At 57.6% G+C, this 17575-nt stretch carries 15 protein-coding genes; 8 read left to right on the forward strand and 7 right to left on the reverse strand.

Annotated features, from left to right (window positions below):
* Positions 1-39: 39 nt before the first annotated feature.
* From ACWKV9_RS25600 to ACWKV9_RS25610, 3 genes are all read left to right on the forward strand, one after another.
* Positions 40-363: a hypothetical protein gene (locus ACWKV9_RS25600; RefSeq protein WP_483838891.1), complete on the forward strand. Its 324-nt coding sequence runs from the start codon at positions 40-42 to the stop codon at positions 361-363.
* 153 nt (positions 364-516) lie between these two features.
* Positions 517-1263 carry a YkgJ family cysteine cluster protein gene (locus ACWKV9_RS25605; RefSeq protein ID WP_483838892.1) on the forward strand — a complete coding sequence of 249 codons (747 nt, stop codon included), beginning with the start codon at positions 517-519 and terminating at the stop codon, positions 1261-1263.
* Between the two features lie 9 nt (positions 1264-1272).
* Complete coding sequence (locus tag ACWKV9_RS25610; protein WP_483838893.1) at positions 1273-2235, forward strand: GlxA family transcriptional regulator; 963 nt, start codon at positions 1273-1275, stop codon at positions 2233-2235.
* 91 nt (positions 2236-2326) lie between these two features.
* On the opposite strand, the gene ACWKV9_RS25615 is transcribed toward ACWKV9_RS25610, so the two are convergent.
* The 7 genes from ACWKV9_RS25615 to ACWKV9_RS25645 all read right to left on the reverse strand — a co-directional run bounded on the left by ACWKV9_RS25615 (position 2327) and on the right by ACWKV9_RS25645 (position 9264).
* Positions 2327-2551: a hypothetical protein gene (locus ACWKV9_RS25615; RefSeq protein ID WP_483838894.1), complete on the reverse strand. Its 225-nt coding sequence runs from the start codon at positions 2549-2551 to the stop codon at positions 2327-2329.
* A gap of 128 nt (positions 2552-2679) precedes the next feature.
* Positions 2680-3678: a fimbrial protein gene (locus tag ACWKV9_RS25620; protein ID WP_483838895.1), complete on the reverse strand. Its 999-nt coding sequence runs from the start codon at positions 3676-3678 to the stop codon at positions 2680-2682.
* A 2-nt stretch (positions 3679-3680) separates the two neighbouring features.
* A complete protein-coding gene (locus tag ACWKV9_RS25625) occupies positions 3681-4439 on the reverse strand; it encodes a fimbrial biogenesis chaperone (RefSeq protein ID WP_483838896.1) in 759 nt (252 codons plus the stop codon).
* Positions 4436-6883: a fimbria/pilus outer membrane usher protein gene (locus ACWKV9_RS25630; RefSeq protein ID WP_483838933.1), complete on the reverse strand. Its 2448-nt coding sequence runs from the start codon at positions 6881-6883 to the stop codon at positions 4436-4438. The genes ACWKV9_RS25625 and ACWKV9_RS25630 overlap by 4 nt, the downstream gene beginning before the upstream one ends.
* A 288-nt stretch (positions 6884-7171) precedes the next feature.
* Positions 7172-7918, reverse strand: a complete 747-nt coding sequence (locus ACWKV9_RS25635; RefSeq protein ID WP_483838897.1) for a fimbrial biogenesis chaperone — start codon at positions 7916-7918, stop codon at positions 7172-7174.
* A 65-nt stretch (positions 7919-7983) separates the two neighbouring features.
* Positions 7984-8574: a fimbrial protein gene (locus tag ACWKV9_RS25640; RefSeq protein ID WP_483838898.1), complete on the reverse strand. Its 591-nt coding sequence runs from the start codon at positions 8572-8574 to the stop codon at positions 7984-7986.
* A gap of 375 nt (positions 8575-8949) precedes the next feature.
* Positions 8950-9264: a hypothetical protein gene (locus ACWKV9_RS25645; protein WP_483838899.1), complete on the reverse strand. Its 315-nt coding sequence runs from the start codon at positions 9262-9264 to the stop codon at positions 8950-8952.
* A 215-nt stretch (positions 9265-9479) separates the two neighbouring features.
* Between ACWKV9_RS25645 and ACWKV9_RS25650 the strand changes: the two genes are divergently transcribed.
* The 5 genes from ACWKV9_RS25650 to ACWKV9_RS25670 all read left to right on the forward strand — a co-directional run bounded on the left by ACWKV9_RS25650 (position 9480) and on the right by ACWKV9_RS25670 (position 17526).
* Positions 9480-10640, forward strand: coding sequence for an efflux RND transporter periplasmic adaptor subunit (locus ACWKV9_RS25650; protein ID WP_483838900.1), 1161 nt, complete (start codon positions 9480-9482; stop codon positions 10638-10640).
* Complete coding sequence (locus ACWKV9_RS25655) at positions 10637-13780, forward strand: multidrug efflux RND transporter permease subunit (protein ID WP_483838901.1); 3144 nt, start codon at positions 10637-10639, stop codon at positions 13778-13780. The genes ACWKV9_RS25650 and ACWKV9_RS25655 overlap by 4 nt, the downstream gene beginning before the upstream one ends.
* Before the next feature lie 10 nt (positions 13781-13790).
* The gene (locus ACWKV9_RS25660) at positions 13791-14468 is read left to right on the forward strand and encodes a heavy metal response regulator transcription factor (protein WP_483838902.1); all 678 of its coding nucleotides are present in this window, start codon (positions 13791-13793) and stop codon (positions 14466-14468) included.
* Positions 14458-15822, forward strand: coding sequence for a heavy metal sensor histidine kinase (locus tag ACWKV9_RS25665; RefSeq protein ID WP_483838903.1), 1365 nt, complete (start codon positions 14458-14460; stop codon positions 15820-15822). The genes ACWKV9_RS25660 and ACWKV9_RS25665 overlap by 11 nt, the downstream gene beginning before the upstream one ends.
* 267 nt (positions 15823-16089) lie before the next feature.
* Positions 16090-17526: a sensor domain-containing diguanylate cyclase gene (locus ACWKV9_RS25670; protein ID WP_483838904.1), complete on the forward strand. Its 1437-nt coding sequence runs from the start codon at positions 16090-16092 to the stop codon at positions 17524-17526.
* The last annotated feature ends 49 nt before the right edge of the window (positions 17527-17575 follow it).

Below are 17575 nucleotides of genomic sequence, written 5' to 3' on the forward strand. Positions count from 1 at the left end.
TTGTAGCCCTTGCAGGATAACGCCCCCATGGAGATACACATGAAAACCACCACTGCGCTGCTGCTTGCTCTAGCCGGATTCGCAAGCCAGGCAAACGCCTCTAGTACCGAAGCATGGAACGCGCTGGACAAGGCCGTCATCGATAGCTGCGTCAAAGCCAGTCAACTGAAAAACGCCAAACCCGCCGGCACATCGGCGTTATTCGATGACACGATTGGCTATAGCGCCCTGCTGATAAAAGGCCAATACAAGCAGGCGTTCATGAAGAATAAGACAGGCACCGAGCTGTGCCTTTACGATCGCAAGAACAAGAAAGCCGTCAGCACCGAGTGGGACAACCTGACCACGCTGCCGAAAAAATAATCGCTCATCCCCCCACGCAGTCACAGCCCCCTGCTGTGACTGGCGCATAACTTGCTGCACATCCTGACCAAATCGGAAAACCCCTGGCCGCGACAGATTGCCAGCGTTTTATCCGGGTTTCTTGATTCAGGTGCAGTCGGGTTAGTTATCTTCATGAATACTCAGTTTTCCTGCGTTGGGTGTGGCAAGTGCTGCACCGATCACCACGTACCTCTTACGCTCAGCGAAGCCATACAGTGGGCGGCTGACGGCGGTTCTCTGATTGTCCTTACCGAAGCGTTCATGGCAGATGGCTACGGCGTGTCCGCAGAACAGCTCATTCACGCAACGCGCCGTTCGCAACCGGTGAAAAGCGGATCGGCTAATGCTCACGTGGCCATCACTTTCGCTGCCTTCAATGCCGGACGCTGCCGAAATCTTGACGCCCAGGACCTCTGCCGTATCTACGAACGTCGCCCCCTGGTGTGTCGGATTTATCCAATGGAAATCAATCCACACATTCCGCTACGCCCTGAAGCCAAGGATTGCCCGCCAGAAGCGTGGACCCAAGGACCTGAGTTGATCGTTGGCAATGCTTTGGTCGATCACCAATTGATGGCGCTTATTGAGCAGTCGCGACAGGCCGACCGTGACGACATCGCGCGCAAGGAAGCCATCTGCGCGGCGTTAGGGCTTAAAACCACCGCGCTCAAGGGCAATGGCTTTGTGGCTTATCTGCCAGACATGAATGCGTTCATTGCCGCGACCGAGCAAAGCGTCGAGGACACAACCTCCACGCGGCACGAATGGAATTTTCGCGTAGTTGGTGATGAGGTAGAAAACACCCTGCGCAATTGCGGCGCGCTGGTGGAGACAGGCGAGGCATCGGGCTATATGTTTATCCCTCTGCAAAGTGCCTGAGGCCTGTCGATGAAAAGCGTGGCAATCGTGCTATTCCCCGGCGTGCAGTCGCTGGACGTTGCTGGCCCGCTGGATGTGTTCGCCGAAGCCAATGGCTTCGTACCTGCGCAGGATGGTTACCGTATGGTCACCATCGGTGCCGCGCCGTATCCGATTCTTGCCTCCAACGGCATGCCGTTGGGTGCGCAGTATGAAATCGACGATGCGCCGATTGAGTTTGATGTGGTGTTGGTGCCAGGCGGGCCATCGCTGCCGCAGGCGCAGGCGATGCCGCAGATAACGGCATGGCTCAATGCAGCCGTCCCGAATGCCGAATGCTACGGTTCGATTTGCACCGGCGCCTTTATCCTTGGCCATGCCGGGTTGCTCGATGGCAAACAGGCGGCGACACATTGGAGTCATGCGCAGCAATTGGCCGATCAATTTCCACTGGCGCGGGTACAGCCGGATCGAATCTATGTACGCGACGGCGCGTTGGTGACGTCAGCCGGAGTGACCGCTGGAATCGATATGGCGCTGGCGCTGGTGACGCAGGATCACGGCGCGGCCATTTCTCTAGCCGTCGCAAAGCGTTTGCTGGTGGTCGCTCAACGCCAGGGCGGGCAATCGCAATTCAGTCCTTACTTGACGGCATCGGCTGAAGACGACTCGCCCGTGGCGAAGATTCAGCGCTACGTCATGGCGCATATTGGCGAGCCGTTTTCAGTCGAGCGTCTGGCCGAAGTGGTGTCGATGAGCCCACGCAGCTTCGCCCGGATTTTTGCCCGCGACGCCAAAATCACCCCGGCCGAATTCGTACAACGTGCGCGAATCGATGCCGCTCGGCATCTACTAGAAGGCAGCGACATGGTGATCAAGGCTGTGGCGTATCACTGTGGATTCGGCAGCGCTGCGCGCATGCGGCTGATATTCAGCCAGCGCCTGGGGGTGACGCCTACGCAGTATCGGGAGAGTTTTCGTAAAGAAGGATGAGTTGCTTGGGGTCTGTAGGAGCCAACTTGTTGGCGAGACAAGCTTAAAACGCCTCGCGAACAAGTTCGCTCCTACAGATTCGCGCTGATTTTCAGCGCTTACCCATCGACCGGCGAGTGCCTGCAGGCGCAGCGCCCGGGCGCTTTTCGTGATTGGACTTGCCGCCTTTCTGGTACCAGCCCTGATCCTTCTTGGCCTGCAACAGTTCGCCCGGCTTGAAAGGGAAGCTGAAGGCCGGGATGTCGGCTTTATCCTGGGCAACCGATGCCGCGTTGTCGACGGTCTCGGGAGCGGGCGTAAGTTCAGAAGTGGTCATGAAAGCTCCAAAAGACGGGAAACGATCGACAATAAACGGGCTAACACCCAAAAGGCCGCGCAGCATACCTCAATCCCCCAGCGGTTGCCTGTTGGCGCACGCCCTCTCATCGGGTCTTGCCACTCGGGTCACTTGTAGAACAAATCCACCATCACTTCGGCTTCGAAGGGCCCTGGCTTGGGTGTTTCGGTTTGCCACAGCAATTCGGCATTAAAGTCCGCCGTCGCCGAATAGTTTCCACCCAGAAGATCGTTCAGGTGAAAGGGTTCGTTGTAGGGAAACGGCTTGCCGCCCTGGGCCGGAACGATACGGATACCAACGCTATTATTGTTGACCGGCACCAGCACCTCACCTGATAACACGCCGGATACCGGGGTAAAACGTGCATCGAGGCTGAACGGTGAGTCGCAGGTACGGCTAGTGGCCAAGGCAAAGCGCCGATAGTCGGCAACTTTGCCAACCTGCACATTCCGGATGGCGACCTGCCCGAACTCCACGACCTCGGGCATCACGCGCAACTCGGCGTCACAGGCGATAAACCGCAGCCCCGTCAGGTTGTTGATCACGTAATTAAGGTTGTTGCCGGGAAACGGATTCAGGCCCAGCGAGCTGTCGAGCTGAAACATTCGATAGTCCAGCAATTGGCTCGCTTGCCCGGAAGGCGGGGTTGGCCCGTATTTCTGAATGAACACCGAAAACGGCAAATTGAAGCTGACCTTTGGGCACGCGCCGATGTTTGATTCGTCCTCCTGACATGCAGGGAGAACCTGCTGGGTACCGATTCGCCCTTGGGTTTGCACATGATCGACCCCATTGACCGTCAGCCCCGCGCGGATGCCCTGCCCCACCTGAAGATTCTCGGGGTTCAGGTAAATAGATACCTCCTCGGCCATTCCCAATTGACCGTCCTTGGCACACACGACCTCAATGCTCAGGCGTTCAGATCGCCAGACCACAGCGCCATCAGCAAGCGCGGCAGGGATCGCCACCGAGCTGCCAAGGTCAGCGCGGATAATCGCTTCGCCCGACCCTTGGGTCTTGCAAGTCATGGCCATGGCCTCAGCGCAAGTAAGTAACAATGCAAGCGCGGACAAGTAAGCTCGCAAGGTCAAAAAAGGCGTATTCATACTCAGCATTTCCCAATCATTGAAGTCGGTGTCCCTGTCATCAATCGCGCAGACTCAGGCCCGTTGTGGCTCAACTGCGCGCAATACCCACGCTGGCCGCCGTAGTCATTCAGCGCCTTGAACGAAAGCCGAGCAGCACTCACGCCCTTGGCAAGCAGCACGGACGTGGTTTGCGCTGGCTTGATCAGCCAGTCATCCCTGACGCGCTCGCCATCGAGCTGCAGGGCCAGCAGCGACACATGAAAAGGCGTGGGGTTGCGCACGTGCAGACGAATTTCCCCGCCCGGTTCTTTCACTAACTGCCATAACAATCCCTGCGCAGCATCAGCGGGATTTCCGCCTAATCCTGCGGGTCGATAAAACACGTTGATGCGCTGTCTTACCGCGATCGTCAGTTGCTGCTTTGCGTCGCTGCGCCGGGGTATTTCCATAACATAAAGGTGCAACAAGGACTCTCGCCCGCCCGGCATACCCACGCCCTCATAAAGCAAACGCAACGACTGCTTGCCCTGCGAAGGTAAATGCACCAAATGCGGGGTGACGACGAAGGGCAGGTCTTCGGGTCTTGACGACTGATCGGCAGCACTTAGCCACGCTTGCAACAGCACTTCTTTGTCGCTGCGGTTGCTTGCCTCAATGCTGGCTTCGCGATACTTGCCATCGAAGATCAGTCGAGTCCCTGCCAACGAAACCCCCGCCTGTCCGTCGGCGCTGAACAGCATCCCGACACACAACGCGCTGACTGCTTTGAGCCACGTCATTGGCACACCACCTTGAGCCGTTCATAGGTGCGCGCCGGGGCCTTGGGCGGCAGACTGAACGCCGCGCTGCACTGCTGATCGGACCAAGTGACCCTGAGCATCCCCCGATCCTCATCGCTCAGCACCAGCGCACGTCCCGTGGGATCGACTGCCGCCAGTATTTTCCCGCGTTCATCCTCAACCACCGCGCCCAGAGGTAATCTGCTGCCATCGGCGCGCACCAGTTCAAATTGCACACGGCGTCCGACTGCCGCCTTGAACGTCACCAACGGCACGGCCCCACGCCTGGGGACGATCTGGGTCACAGCGTTTTCCAGCTCGACATCGGCGCCAAGTTGGCGGGTATCCAGCGTGATCCAGTTGGTCCTGTAAGGCTGGGCATAGGGCAAAACCGCGTAGCCATTGCTCGCTGTCTGCACATTGCTGTAGCTGGAGAGCTTGGCGCCGCCGACATCCTTCACCTGAATCAAGGCGAAGGTTTCTCCCAGTGTCTGACCCAGGTTGACGCCGCCAGCGTGCGCCACTACCGAGCCTGCCGCGCCCACGGAAAAGGTTCGGTATTGCGCGCCCTGCCCGTAGCCCGCGTCAAAGCGCCCGTAGGGAGTGGTGGTGTTGAGCTTGCCGAATCCTGAGGACCCCGAGCGATTGTCCTTTCCGGCCTGAACCGAATAAAACGTGTCGCGATCTTCGAAGACTTGCCCGTTGATACCGGCCTGGGCGTTGTAGTCGCCTGCGCTGTCACGCACCGCATTGAAAGACACCCGCGATGCCCCCGGATTGCTGCCCAGTGGAAAGCTGAGGGTCAACGCGATGCGATTGTCGGTTTCGCTCTGTCCGCCTCGGTTAAAGGTTTGATTTCGCTCAACCGAAAAGTTGTAACTGAGCGCGTGCCAACTGGCGTTGTAAGAAACATACAGCTGCCGGGCTTTGCCGGACATGTCCCAGTAACGCTGTTCGGAACCGGTCAACGTCAGTGAACCCGAAGCATCGGGCAAGGCCTGGGTCACGTTGACTTCCAGACGATCCTTGGCTCTGCCTGAACCGTAACGGTCCACGCGGGCATTCAGTTCATCGACATGCTCGTCGAACGTTCGGTACTGGTCCGTCGAGTAGCGGTAACCGGCAACTGCCAGGGTGGTGCGGGTGAGTTCCAGCGTGTTGGCGTAGCGCAGACGCACGCTTTGCCCCCTGCGGGTTTGCTGGCGTTGCTGGCTGATCGACTGGGTGACGTCCGCCGAGACCGCGCCAAACCCGGTATTGATACCCGCACCCAGATTGCCGGCCTGATACGCCTCGGCCATCTGCACCCCGCCGAAGCCGGTGATTCGATCGTTCAAGCCATAGATCAGCGTACCGCTGGCGAAATGCGGCGATACGCCGTTGTCTTCGTTGCTGTCGTACTGGCCGGCCGCAAGGCTGTATCGAAGGGCACCTTCGGGCACCATGATTGGCAAAGAAGCGTACGCCTGAATGAACACGCGCTTGCTGCCATCGGCTTCTATGACGGTCACTTCCAGATCGCCGTTGGAGCCACTGGGGTAGATATCCGTGATCTCGAACGGGCCGGGGGAAACGTTGCCGCTGTAAAGCATGAAGCCGTTCTGCCGCACCTCGACGGTGGCGTTGCTTTGCGCGATACCTCGAATGGTCGGCGCATAGGTGCGCAAGCTGTCGGGCAACATGCCCTCGTCCGACGCGAGCGTCGCACCAAGAAACCTCACGCTGTCGAATACCTGTGAATCCGTGAAGATTTCACCCAGCGTCAGTTGGCTGTTGAGGGCAGTCATGTCGCGCTGGACAAAGGTCCGGTTGCTGCGAAATCGATAAGGTTGCCCGTCTCCGTATACCAGTGAAGACTCATTGCGCAGCCGCCACGCCCCAAGGTTCAAACCATTGCGCAGTCCGAGGTAATACTGATCGGCGCTTTGCCCTCGATTACTGCGCCGCGAGCCGCTGAGGTTGTAATTGATAAAGCCGGTAGTTTGGCCTTGATCCCACAGTTCGGGCGGTACAAATCCCTTGGCGCTGCGGGACATCACCGCCTGTGGCACGCTGATATTGAGCCGCAGGTTGTTGGGTTGATAGTCAATGTGCGCAAAATCAACCTTGGCCTGCAAATCGAAACAGGCGTCAAGCGCTTGCCCTGGAATTCCGCCTTCCAACTGTTGCGTGTCCAGGCCCAACTGTCCGAGCATTTCCAGCGTCAGACAAGGCTCAATGGCCCCAGTGACGGGATTTGCGCTGAAGGTAATATCCCGCCGACCGCTCAAGGCGCGATTGATAAAGACATCCACGCGATAGCTGCCAGGCACCACACTGGCGCCATCCAGAAATGCCTTGAGATCAGGCGGTTGGTCGCTGCCTTGAATGAACGCGGTGTTGAATCGCACGTGAGCAGATGGCTGCTGGGCTCCACCGACTTGAGCACCGGCGTGATCGGCCATTGCAGCAAAAGGAAATACCAGCGCAAGGCTCGCAGCCGTTGTCATGAACATCGGCATTGCGGCAGTAGCTGCCGATGGCTGATCAAAAGGCTCGATAGGTTGCCCGTCAGCCAACGCTACCCCGCAGATCAGTTCTTTATTGTATTTGTCTCGCCGTTCCATTAGCAGGTATCACTCGATTTCGGTATATCAGTGCGCGGCCGATTCCTTTCGCCCAGCGCGCGACTTCAGAGCGGGAGTTACCCGGCTCAAAAAGGGGAAACAAGAAAAACCCGAGTAGCGAAAGTGCTATTCAGGTTGGGTGAAGGTCCGCGTCGCCAGGTTTATCCGGTGACTGTCAACGACGGCTTGATAAGGAACTTGAGCGCCGAAATCATTGATGCTGATGAACTTCAGGTTTGCCGTAGCTCCCGCTCCAGACTGTTCGAGAGGGAACCTCACCCGCTGCAACGGCGCCAGCATCCGGCTTTCCTCCCTCAGCAAACGTGTGCCCCCCCGCTGCAACCCAAGCTGGATCAATGAAACGTGGTAGGGGCCAGGATTGCTGACTTCCAGCGTTGCGCCATCAATGAGGCGCCATTCCAGTTTTTCCGCCGCTTCCAATGGATCTCCCGGTAACCCGGCTGGACGGAAGAACAACTTGATCCGCTGTCGAACCGCAATTTGCAGGACATTCTCATCAGCGGTCTGCGGAATTTCCTGAACGTTCAGCCAGTACACCGATTCGCGGTGTTGGGGTAAGCCACTACCGGCATAAATGATCCGCACCAGCTGTTTGGCATTGCCCGACATCCGCGCCAAAGCAGGCGTGACTACAAACGGCAGGCTGCCGAGGTCTGCGTTCTCCGCATCGGTTTCAAGCCATGACTGAGCGAGAATTTCTCCCGAACCGCTGTTGTGAATGCCCAGACTGACTTCTTTGTCCTTGGCCGGATAAATGACCCGCGTGGTGTTAAGCACCACGCCCGCCTGGGCGTTGATCATTAGCGTCAGACCCAGCAACAGGGTGAAACTGCGAAGGTAGAGAGAGAACATGAGGGCGTTCGCCTTGCGTATCGGAGATAGGACGGGGCGAGCCTGGCTCGCTCCGTCCGGTGGCATTACTCGTAATCCAGCACGAATGGCAGGAAGCCGTCTGCGTTACCGGGGTTGGTGTCGGCCGTTGATCCATTAAGCGCGTACACGGCAGCGAAGTTGATTTCGGCGGTTGCCCCGTCTGTGCCTTGACGCACCAGTTCGGCATCAATGGTTTCGTTGCCGCTCAAGTCCATGAACTGGTTCGAGGAATTAAGCAGCGCGATGCCCACACCGTCTGCCGCGCCAGTGGTGCGCAGCAATGTCTGGTCGCTGTTGTCCAGCCCGCTTCCCTGACGGGCGATGAAGCGCATTTTGACGGTGCTGTACTGCGCGGCACCCGCCGAACAGTTGACCAGCAATTGAATCGGCGAAGCGGTTTCGATCTTGTTGGCGGCCGGACGGCCAATATCGGAGAAAGATACGTTGCCCAGATCAACGTTGATTTCGCCTGGATTATTGCCAGCGCTGGCACCGCTGCCAGCCCCGACATCGCATGAGATGTTGGTAAGGGTCCCGTTAAGAACCAGTTTTCCGTTGTTTGCGGCGTTGGCGCTGCCTGCTACACCCAGGCCCATTGCAACCATTACAGCCAAAGAGAGAGATACCTTTTTCATGCTAACGACAATCCTTGTGTTAATTCGTCTGTGCCCTCAGTGGACGCCGAAGACTATAGGCGGATGTCTTTTTAGCGGCTGTCAGGATTGGTACCAAGAGGGCTCAGAATCGACAGTGGCGAGTGCCGGAAATTTCCGTAGGAATAAGCCAGATAACGCCAGAGGCCACGTAGTACAAGGGCTGTAGAGTGCAGTAGACAAAATAAGGTGGGCAAAGGTGGCAACTGTTTGAGTCGGCCGCCATTTAAGAGAATATGGAAATGAGCAAGAACCAGACGTAAAACGCCCGTCGCTTAGTGTTTTATGCGACTGGCGTTAATAGCTTTAGAGGGGGTTAGAAGAAAGGCGTTAGAGCAAAAAATCACAGTCGAAGACTTACCGGTAAGTCAGCGTAATCAAACCAGAGTGGTCCTTGAGGTTGGCAGCCGACCTTTCAACGTAACGTGCCTCGAGCGGAACATTTTGCGCACCGCACGCGGTGCGAATCTGGACGGTAGTCTGCTCGTTGGCGGTCGCGCCATCGAGCCTTACCTGCTTAAGTTCAGCAGCAGACAAGCCAAGGCATCCGCCATTGACCATCGCCCCCCTGAAGCTTAGCCCTCGTTCATTAGCGCTTGCCGCCATCGACATGGCGCATCCGCCGATCACCACGATTGAGACGTACATCGAAACGGTTTTCATGATTTTCATCGCCATACTCCAGAGTGAGGGGCAAGCCATGACCAATACCGATCCCCTCAATCGGGTTATCGCCCTGACGAAGATTTTCTTGATGCCCGCCCATCATCCGTCAGACGTTTGCTGACAGTACTGACAGGTGGCAGTCATTTTGCTGACCGGATGAAAGGGCTATAAAGGAGGCAGCATTGTGTCGCTTCCCACTCATTCCCTGGCGTTAACCTTGTATGCACAAAAAGACACAAATTTCTGCTATAGCTGCAGGTGTCATAGCGCTATTGGCTATCGGAATCTGGACTTACACCCGACCGGTTACCGCAAAAGTCAGCACGCCGATTGCGATCCCGGTACGCGTCGTGAATGTGGTGGAACAAGACGTGCCGCGCTTCGCAACCGGTATCGGTTCGGTGTTGTCTTTGCAGAGCGTGATGATTCGCCCCCAGGTGGATGGCATCCTGACCAAGTTGCTGGTTAAAGAAGGGCAACAGGTCAAAGTGGGTGATCTGCTGGCGACTATTGATGACCGTTCGATTCGCGCAACACTTGACCAGACAAAAGCCCAACTGGCGCAAAGTCAGGCGCAGCTGGACATGGCTCAGCTGGATTTGAAACGTTACAAACTACTCAGCGTCGACAACAGCATTTCCAAGCAGCAATACGATCAACAGCAAGCGTTGGTCAGCCAGCTCAAGGCCACGGCAGCTGGCAACCAGGCCACGATCAATGCCTCACAGGTTCAGCTGTCCTACACTCAGATACGCTCCCCGGTCACCGGCCGCGTTGGCATTCGCAATGTCGATGAAGGCAATTTCCTGCGCGTGAGCGACGCTCAAGGCTTGTTTTCAGTAACCCAGATCGACCCGGTATCGGTCACGTTTTCGTTGCCACAACAGATGTTGCCAACACTTCAAGGCTTGATCAGCGCCAGCACCCCCGCTTCGGTCAAGGCCTACCTGGGCGAAGGCGCGACGGGCACATTGCTCGGGGACGGAAAACTGACATTGATCGACAATCAGGTGGTTGCAGCGACCGGCACCATCCGCGCCAAGGCCGAGTTTGCCAACCCGGCGGCGAAGCTCTGGCCAGGGCAACTGGTGACCGTGAAGATCCAGACCGCACTTGACCGCAACGCATTGAAAGTCCCGCCGCAAGTGGTGCAGCGCGGTGCAGAGCATCACTATGTGTATCGGGTCAAAGGCGACAGTGTTGAGATCGTGGCGGTCAAGGTGCTGTATCAAGACAGCGATCTGGTGCTGATCAGTGGCGTCAAAGCCAACGACGTTTTGGTGAGCGATGGCCAATCCAGGCTCAAGGCCGGCTCGCACATCGAAGTCGTCAAGGCACCCACCGACGACGCATTGGTGGACGCCGCGGAGCCCGCGAAATGAAAGGCCACGGTTCGATTTCGGCATGGTGCGTCAACCATCCGGTTGCCACTGTTCTTCTGACGTTTGCCCTGGTTTTATTAGGGCTGATTGCCTTTCCCAGACTACCTGTAGCGCCGTTGCCCGAGGCAGAATTTCCGACCATTCAAGTGTCAGCGCAATTGCCCGGCGCCAGCCCCGAGACCATGGCCTCCTCGGTCGCTACGCCTTTGGAAGTGCAATTCAGCGCCATTCCTGGCATGACCCAAATGACCTCCAGCAGCGCGCTGGGCTCAACCAACCTGACCCTGCAATTTACCCTCGACAAAAGCATCGATACCGCCGCCCAGGAAGTACAGGCCGCGATCAACACCGCCGCTGGGCGATTGCCCGCTGACCTGCCGAACCTGCCAACCTGGCGCAAAGTGAACCCGGCCGACAGCCCGGTGCTGATTCTCAGCGTCAGTTCCGACCTGATGCCCGGCACCGAACTCAGCGACGTCACCGAGTCGTTGCTCGCCCGTCAGTTAAGCCAGATCGACGGCGTAGGCCAGGTCAATATCGTCGGACAGCAACGTCCCGCCATTCGAGTTCAGGCTTCACCTGACAAACTCGCCTCGATTGGTCTGACCCTGGCCGACCTGCGCCTGTCGTTACAGCAAACCAGCCTGAACCTCGCAAAGGGCGCGCTTTACGGCAAAGACAGCATCTCCACCCTCGCCTCTAACGATCAACTGTTTGAAGCCAAGGACTACGAGCAACTCATCGTTTCCTACAAGGACGGCGCGCCTGTTCACCTGCAAGACGTCGCGAAAGTCATCAACGGCTCGGAAAACGCCTACGTCACGGCCTGGTCCGGCGACCGCCAAGGCGTGAATATCGTGGTCTTCCGCCAGCCTGGCGCGAACATTGTCGACACCGTGGATCGCGTACTGCGGGAGCTTCCGCGCCTGCAGGAAATGCTCCCGGCGTCGGTGGATGTATCGGTGCTGAGCGACCGCACCAAAACTATTCGCGCCTCCCTGCATGAAGTGGAGATAACTCTGCTGATTGCGGTGCTGCTGGTGATCGCCGTCATGGCGCTGTTCCTGCGCCAACTGTCCGCGACCTTGATCGTGACGGCAGTATTGGGCGTCTCGCTGATCGCCAGTTTCGCGTTGATGTACGTCATGGGTTTCAGCCTGAACAACCTGACGCTGGTGGCGATTGTGGTCGCAGTCGGCTTCGTGGTGGATGACGCCATTGTGGTGGTGGAAAATATCCACCGCCATCTCGAAGCCGGCGAAAACATGCGCGATGCAGCCATTAAAGGCGCCGGGGAAATCGGCTTTACCGTGGTGTCCATCAGCTTCTCGCTGATTGCCGCGTTCATTCCGTTACTGTTCATGGGCGGCGTGGTCGGGCGGCTATTCAAGGAATTCGCCCTCACCGCGACCTCGACCATTCTGATCTCAGTGGTGGTGTCGCTGACCCTGGCGCCGACCCTGGCCGCGCTGTTCATGCGCGCGCCTAAACATGATCCCCATGCCGAACCCGGTTTCGGCGAACGCCTGTTGGCCCGTTACGCACGAGGGGTCAGGTTCGCCCTCGCTCACCAGCGGCTGATGCTGGGCGTGTTCAGCCTGACGCTAGTGTTAGCGGTGATCGGCTACGTGCTCATTCCGAAGGGGTTTTTCCCAGTCCAGGACACCGGCATGGTGCTGGGGACCAGTGAGGCCGCTGCCGATATTTCCTACCCGGACATGGTCGAGAAACACAAAGCGATCGCGAAAATAATCGGCGCTGATCCTGCGGTCAAAGCGTTCTCGCACTCGGTCGGCGTCAGCGGCAGCAACCAGACTATTGCCAATGGCCGTTTCTGGATCGCTCTGAAAGATCGCGGCGACCGCGACGTCTCCGCCAGCCAATTCATTGATCGGGTACGGCCGAAACTGGCGAAGATACCTGGCATCGTCCTGTACCTGCGCGCCGGGCAAGATATCAACCTCAGCTCCGGGCCAAGCCGTGCGCAGTATCAATACGTGCTCAAGAGCAACGACGGCCCGCTGCTCAATCTGTGGACCCAAAAGCTCACCGAAAAACTGCGCACCATTCCGGCGTTCAGAGACCTGTCCAACGACCTTCAATTGGGCGGCAGCGTGACCCATCTGGAGATTGATCGCAGCGCCGCGGCGCGCTTCGGGCTGACCACCGCCGATGTCGACCAGGCGCTGTATGACGCGTTTGGCCAGCGTCAGATCAATGAATTCCAGACCGAGATCAACCAATACAAAGTCATTCTGGAACTCGATGCGCAGCAACGAGGTAAAGCTGAAAGCCTGAACTATTTCTACCTGCGCTCGCCGCTGACCAGCGAGATGGTGCCGCTGTCTGTGCTGGCTAAAGTCGGCGCGCCGGTGATGGGGCCGCTTTCCATTGCCCATGACGGCATGTTCCCGGCCGCCAACCTGTCGTTCAACCTCTCGCCCGGCATCGCGCTGGGTGATGCAGTGATATTGCTCGATCAGGCGAAAAACGAGATCGGTATGCCGGCCTCGATCAATGGCAATTTCCAGGGCGCTGCGCAGGCGTTCCAGAGTTCGCTGGCCAACCAGCCGTGGTTGATCCTCGCGGCGCTGGTGGCGGTGTACATCATTCTCGGCGTGCTGTACGAAAGCTTCGTTCATCCGCTGACGATCATTTCCACCCTCCCCTCCGCAGGGATCGGCGCGCTGCTGTTGCTGTGGTTGATGGGGCAGGATTTCTCGATCATGGGTTTGATCGGCATCGTCCTGCTGATCGGGATCGTCAAAAAGAACGGCATTCTGCTGGTCGATTTTGCACTGGACGCCCAACGCAACCGCGGGTTGAGCCCGCAAGACGCGATTTACGAAGCATGCCTGACGCGCTTCCGGCCGATCATCATGACCACATTGGCTGCATTGCTCGGTGCCTTGCCGCTGATGCTCGGTTATGGTGTCGGCGCCGAATTGCGTCAGCCACTGGGGATCGCCGTAGTCGGTGGCTTGCTGGTGAGTCAGGCGTTGACGCTGTTCACCACGCCCGTGATTTATCTTCAGCTGGAGCGGCTGTTTCATCGCCCCCCTACAGGCTCGACGGCAACACCCATGTCGACGTCCACGCCCACAAAAAGACCTGCGGCTACGCTGATAACCGAAAAGTGAGAGTGGACCGATGCGTGTCCTGATTATCGAAGACGAAGAGAAAACCGCCGATTACCTGCACCGCGGGTTGACCGAGCAGGGTTACACGGTGGACGTAGCCCGTGAAGGTATCGGCGGGCTGCACATAGCGCTGGAAAGCGATTATGCGGTGATCATTCTCGACGTCATGCTGCCCGGGCTTGATGGCTACGGCATCCTGCGGGGGCTGCGTGCGCGCAAGCAGACGCCGGTGATCATGCTCACCGCGAGAGAGAATGTTGACGACCGTATTCGCGGCCTTCGCGAGGGCGCGGATGACTATCTCGGCAAGCCATTTTCCTTTCTTGAACTGGTGGCCCGGCTGCAAGCGTTGACCCGCCGAAGCGGTGGTCATGAGCCGGTGCAGATCAGCGTTGCTGACTTGTGGATCGATCTGATCAGTCGCAAAGCCACCCGTGCAGGATCACGTCTGGACCTCACTGCAAAAGAGTTTTCGCTGCTCAGCGTGCTGGCGCGCAGGCACGGGGAAATTCTCTCCAAAACAGCAATTGCAGAAATGGTCTGGGACATCAATTTCGACAGCGACGCCAACGTTGTCGAAGTTGCGATCAAACGCTTGCGGGCCAAGCTCGACGGGCCGTTCGAACAAAAACTGCTGCACACCATTCGTGGCATGGGCTATGTGCTGGAGAGCCGCTGTGTCGACTAATTCCATCGCATTGCGCCTGAGCGGTCTTTTTGCGCTGGTGGCACTGCTGGTGTTCCTGCTGATCGGCGCAGCCCTTTATATGCAGGTCGACAAAGGCCTGGGTTTGCTGCCCGAAGCCGAGGTCGATGCGCGTTACAGCGTGCTGGAATCGGCGGTTACCCGCTATGGCAATCCGGAGCACTGGGCGAAGATCAACGCCAAGCTGCGCCTGCTCAGTGAAGAAGACAAACGCCTGCGCTTCTGGGTGGTGAGTGACAACCCGACCTATGAGTTTGGTAATCCCGGCCCTGACATTCGCGCTTTTGCCAATGGCCCGTTGGGGATGCGCGATCTGAAACTGGCTGGCCATGATTATCCCTTCAAAGTGCGTGTCAGCCAGTTTCCGGCCAAGGATCAGCGCCCACCCTTGCGCTTCCTCACCTCCATCGACACTGAGACGTTCTGGCACACCCAACACTCATTGCTAATGGCGTTGATCAGCCTGGCGGCGATTGGCATCGTGCTGGCCTCGGCATTGGGCTATTGGGTGGCGCGCATCGGATTGAAACCGCTGCGCGATCTGTCTGCCGAGGCGCGCAAACTTGCGCCGCCTCGGTTATCCGGCCGCTTGCAAATGAGCTCGCTGCCGCCAGAACTGGACGAGTTCGTCACCTCTTTCAACTCAACCCTGGAGCGCGTCGAGCAGGCCTATTCGAGGCTTGAATCCTTCAACGCCGACGTCGCACACGAATTGCGCTCCCCGCTCACCAATCTTATCGGTCAGACGCAAGTGGCGTTGACACGTGGCCGCTCAGCCGAGCATTACTTCGAGGTGCTGCAATCGAATCTTGAAGAGCTGGAAAGGCTGCGTTCGATCATCAACGACATGTTGTTTCTCGCCAGCGCCGATCAGGGCAGCAAGGCCACCGAATTGATTCGTGTGTCCCTCGCCGAGGAGGTCGCGACCACTCTGGAATATCTGGATTTCATCCTTGAGGATGCGCAGGTACAGGTCCGGGTTCATGGCGATGCCAACGTGCCTATTGAAAAGGCGCACTTGCGCCGCGCATTGATTAACCTGTTGCACAATGCCGTTCAGCACACTGATCCTGGCCAAGTGATCAACGTCAATATCCACCTCCAGGACGATCATGTAAGCATAGGTGTAGCTAACCCCGGCAGTGCCATCGCACGCGAGCATCTGCCCAAGCTATTCGAGCGCTTTTATCGGGTTGACGCCTCCCGCAGTAACAGCGGGGCCAACCACGGTCTTGGACTGGCGATTGTGAAAGCCATCGCTTTGATGCATGGCGGCACGGTCTTCGTGCTTAGCAAGGATGGCATCAATACCTTCGGTATCAATCTTCCGGCCTAGTTTGGCTCGGTCAGATCTTGGCGCTTTTTCCCACATATATCTGGGAAACGGTGGACTTGAACAAGCCGCCCAAAGTATTTCTAATTCCCCCCTTCGAAATATAAGGTTATAAACAGCTCAACGACTGACGTTTGACACTGTTTATCGAGCTGCAACATCCCTTGCAAGCCAATTCATTGGGCGTCTAGCGTGCACTGGCATAGTTTATTGATGACATCGATCGAGAACACGAAGGCTGATCAGAACCGGTGGTCGCGCTCGGAAATAATGCTGATGTCTGGCAGTGCGTTTGCGGTCATCGCAATCCTGACCATCGTTACGTCATTACTCATTCGCGAGTACGGAAACGCCCGTGATGCGGCGGTACGTTCGGCCAACAATGTCGTGCAGTTGATCGATGCCGATGTCCAGCGTAACGCCGAGCTATACGACACCTCCCTGCTCGGGATGATTGCGGCATCCAAGCGCCCGGATCTGATCAGCATTTCGCCGACGCTGCGTCACCTGGTCCTGTTTGATCGATCCACTGCCGCGCCTTATAAAGGCGACTTGTTGCTGCTGGACCAGAACGGCGACATTCTCGCGGATTCAACATCCATTACCCCACGCCACGACAACTTCTCCGATCGCCCGCATTTCCAGCAGCATCGCAACGATCCTTCACTGGAACTCAATGTCGGCGGACCGTTCCAGTCGCGATGGGGTTTCAAGGACTGGTGCATCAGCTTCAGCCGGCGTATCCCGTCCGATGATGGAAGCTTTGTCGGCGTCGCCACAGCCGCGATGCGCCTTGCTTACTTCAATCAGCTGTTCAGGTCGCTGGACGTAGGTCACAACAGCTTTATCACCCTGATCAACACTCGCGGCGTTGTACTCGCACGCCAGCCCGAAGCGCAAGGCAAGGATTACGTCGGCCAGGACTTCAACAAAGCACCCAACTTCCAACGCATTCTCAAGGACGGCACAGGCAGCTTCGCGGCGCTGTCAGCCCTGGACAACATTGACCGCATATATACGTTTTCCAGGGTGGGGGATTTGCCGCTGATTGTGGTGGTGGCGCAGGCACGAGACGAGGTATATGCGGTGTGGAAGCGCAACGCGTGGCTGGTCGGAACAGCGACCAGCATCCTTTGTCTGGGAATCCTTTGGCTGTCGTATCTGCTGGGCAAACAGTTACGTTTGCGCCAGCGGGCCGAACAGGATCTGGCAGAGCTTGCAGCGACAGATAGCCTGACTGGTCTTGCGAATCGACGCCGACTCGATCAGGTGCTCAAGCAGGAATGGTCGCGAGGTTCACGGTCCGGCCAACCGCTATCGTTGCTAATGATCGATGTCGACCACTTCAAAGCATTCAACGATCGTCATGGCCATCAGGGGGGGGATGAAGCATTACGGCAGGTAGCCCAGACCATCGCAGGCACCATCCGCCGGCCTGGCGATCTGGCCGCGCGTTATGGAGGCGAAGAGTTTTCGGTGGTTCTACCCGGCACCACACTGGACGGCGCGAAAGCCATCGCAGAGAAAATCCGCGCAGCGATCCAGGCACTTCCGAGATTCCCCAATGACGCGTATTCGATAACAGTGAGCATTGGATTGGCATCTCTAACACCAGCCTTGACGGACACTCATGCGGATATCCTCGTAGTAGCCGACAAAGCGCTGTACGACGCCAAGAAGAATGGGCGTAATCGGGTTGAGTTTTGAGGATGGCCGTCGTAGGCCACAGAACGGACGTTCAAAAATTACCAACACG

It is taken from the genome of Pseudomonas corni (assembly GCF_057128765.1).

Excerpts from the sequence above, each read along its gene's own strand:
- ACWKV9_RS25600 (WP_483838891.1), top strand. The coding sequence starts at position 40 with ATGAAAACCACCACTGCGCTGCTGCTTGCTCTAGCCGGATTCGCAAGC.
- ACWKV9_RS25655 (WP_483838901.1), top strand. The coding sequence starts at position 10,637 with ATGAAAGGCCACGGTTCGATTTCGGCATGGTGCGTCAACCATCCGGTT.
- ACWKV9_RS25630 (WP_483838933.1), bottom strand. The coding sequence starts at position 6,883 with ATGGCCGATCACGCCGGTGCTCAAGTCGGTGGAGCCCAGCAGCCATCT.
- ACWKV9_RS25640 (WP_483838898.1), bottom strand. The coding sequence starts at position 8,574 with ATGAAAAAGGTATCTCTCTCTTTGGCTGTAATGGTTGCAATGGGCCTG.
- ACWKV9_RS25635 (WP_483838897.1), bottom strand. The coding sequence starts at position 7,918 with ATGTTCTCTCTCTACCTTCGCAGTTTCACCCTGTTGCTGGGTCTGACG.
- ACWKV9_RS25620 (WP_483838895.1), bottom strand. The coding sequence starts at position 3,678 with ATGAATACGCCTTTTTTGACCTTGCGAGCTTACTTGTCCGCGCTTGCA.
- ACWKV9_RS25645 (WP_483838899.1), bottom strand. The coding sequence starts at position 9,264 with ATGAAAATCATGAAAACCGTTTCGATGTACGTCTCAATCGTGGTGATC.
- ACWKV9_RS25660 (WP_483838902.1), top strand. The coding sequence starts at position 13,791 with ATGCGTGTCCTGATTATCGAAGACGAAGAGAAAACCGCCGATTACCTG.
- ACWKV9_RS25625 (WP_483838896.1), bottom strand. The coding sequence starts at position 4,439 with ATGACGTGGCTCAAAGCAGTCAGCGCGTTGTGTGTCGGGATGCTGTTC.
- ACWKV9_RS25615 (WP_483838894.1), bottom strand. The coding sequence starts at position 2,551 with ATGACCACTTCTGAACTTACGCCCGCTCCCGAGACCGTCGACAACGCG.
- ACWKV9_RS25670 (WP_483838904.1), top strand. The coding sequence starts at position 16,090 with ATGCTGATGTCTGGCAGTGCGTTTGCGGTCATCGCAATCCTGACCATC.
- ACWKV9_RS25605 (WP_483838892.1), top strand. The coding sequence starts at position 517 with ATGAATACTCAGTTTTCCTGCGTTGGGTGTGGCAAGTGCTGCACCGAT.
- ACWKV9_RS25610 (WP_483838893.1), top strand. The coding sequence starts at position 1,273 with ATGAAAAGCGTGGCAATCGTGCTATTCCCCGGCGTGCAGTCGCTGGAC.
- ACWKV9_RS25650 (WP_483838900.1), top strand. The coding sequence starts at position 9,480 with ATGCACAAAAAGACACAAATTTCTGCTATAGCTGCAGGTGTCATAGCG.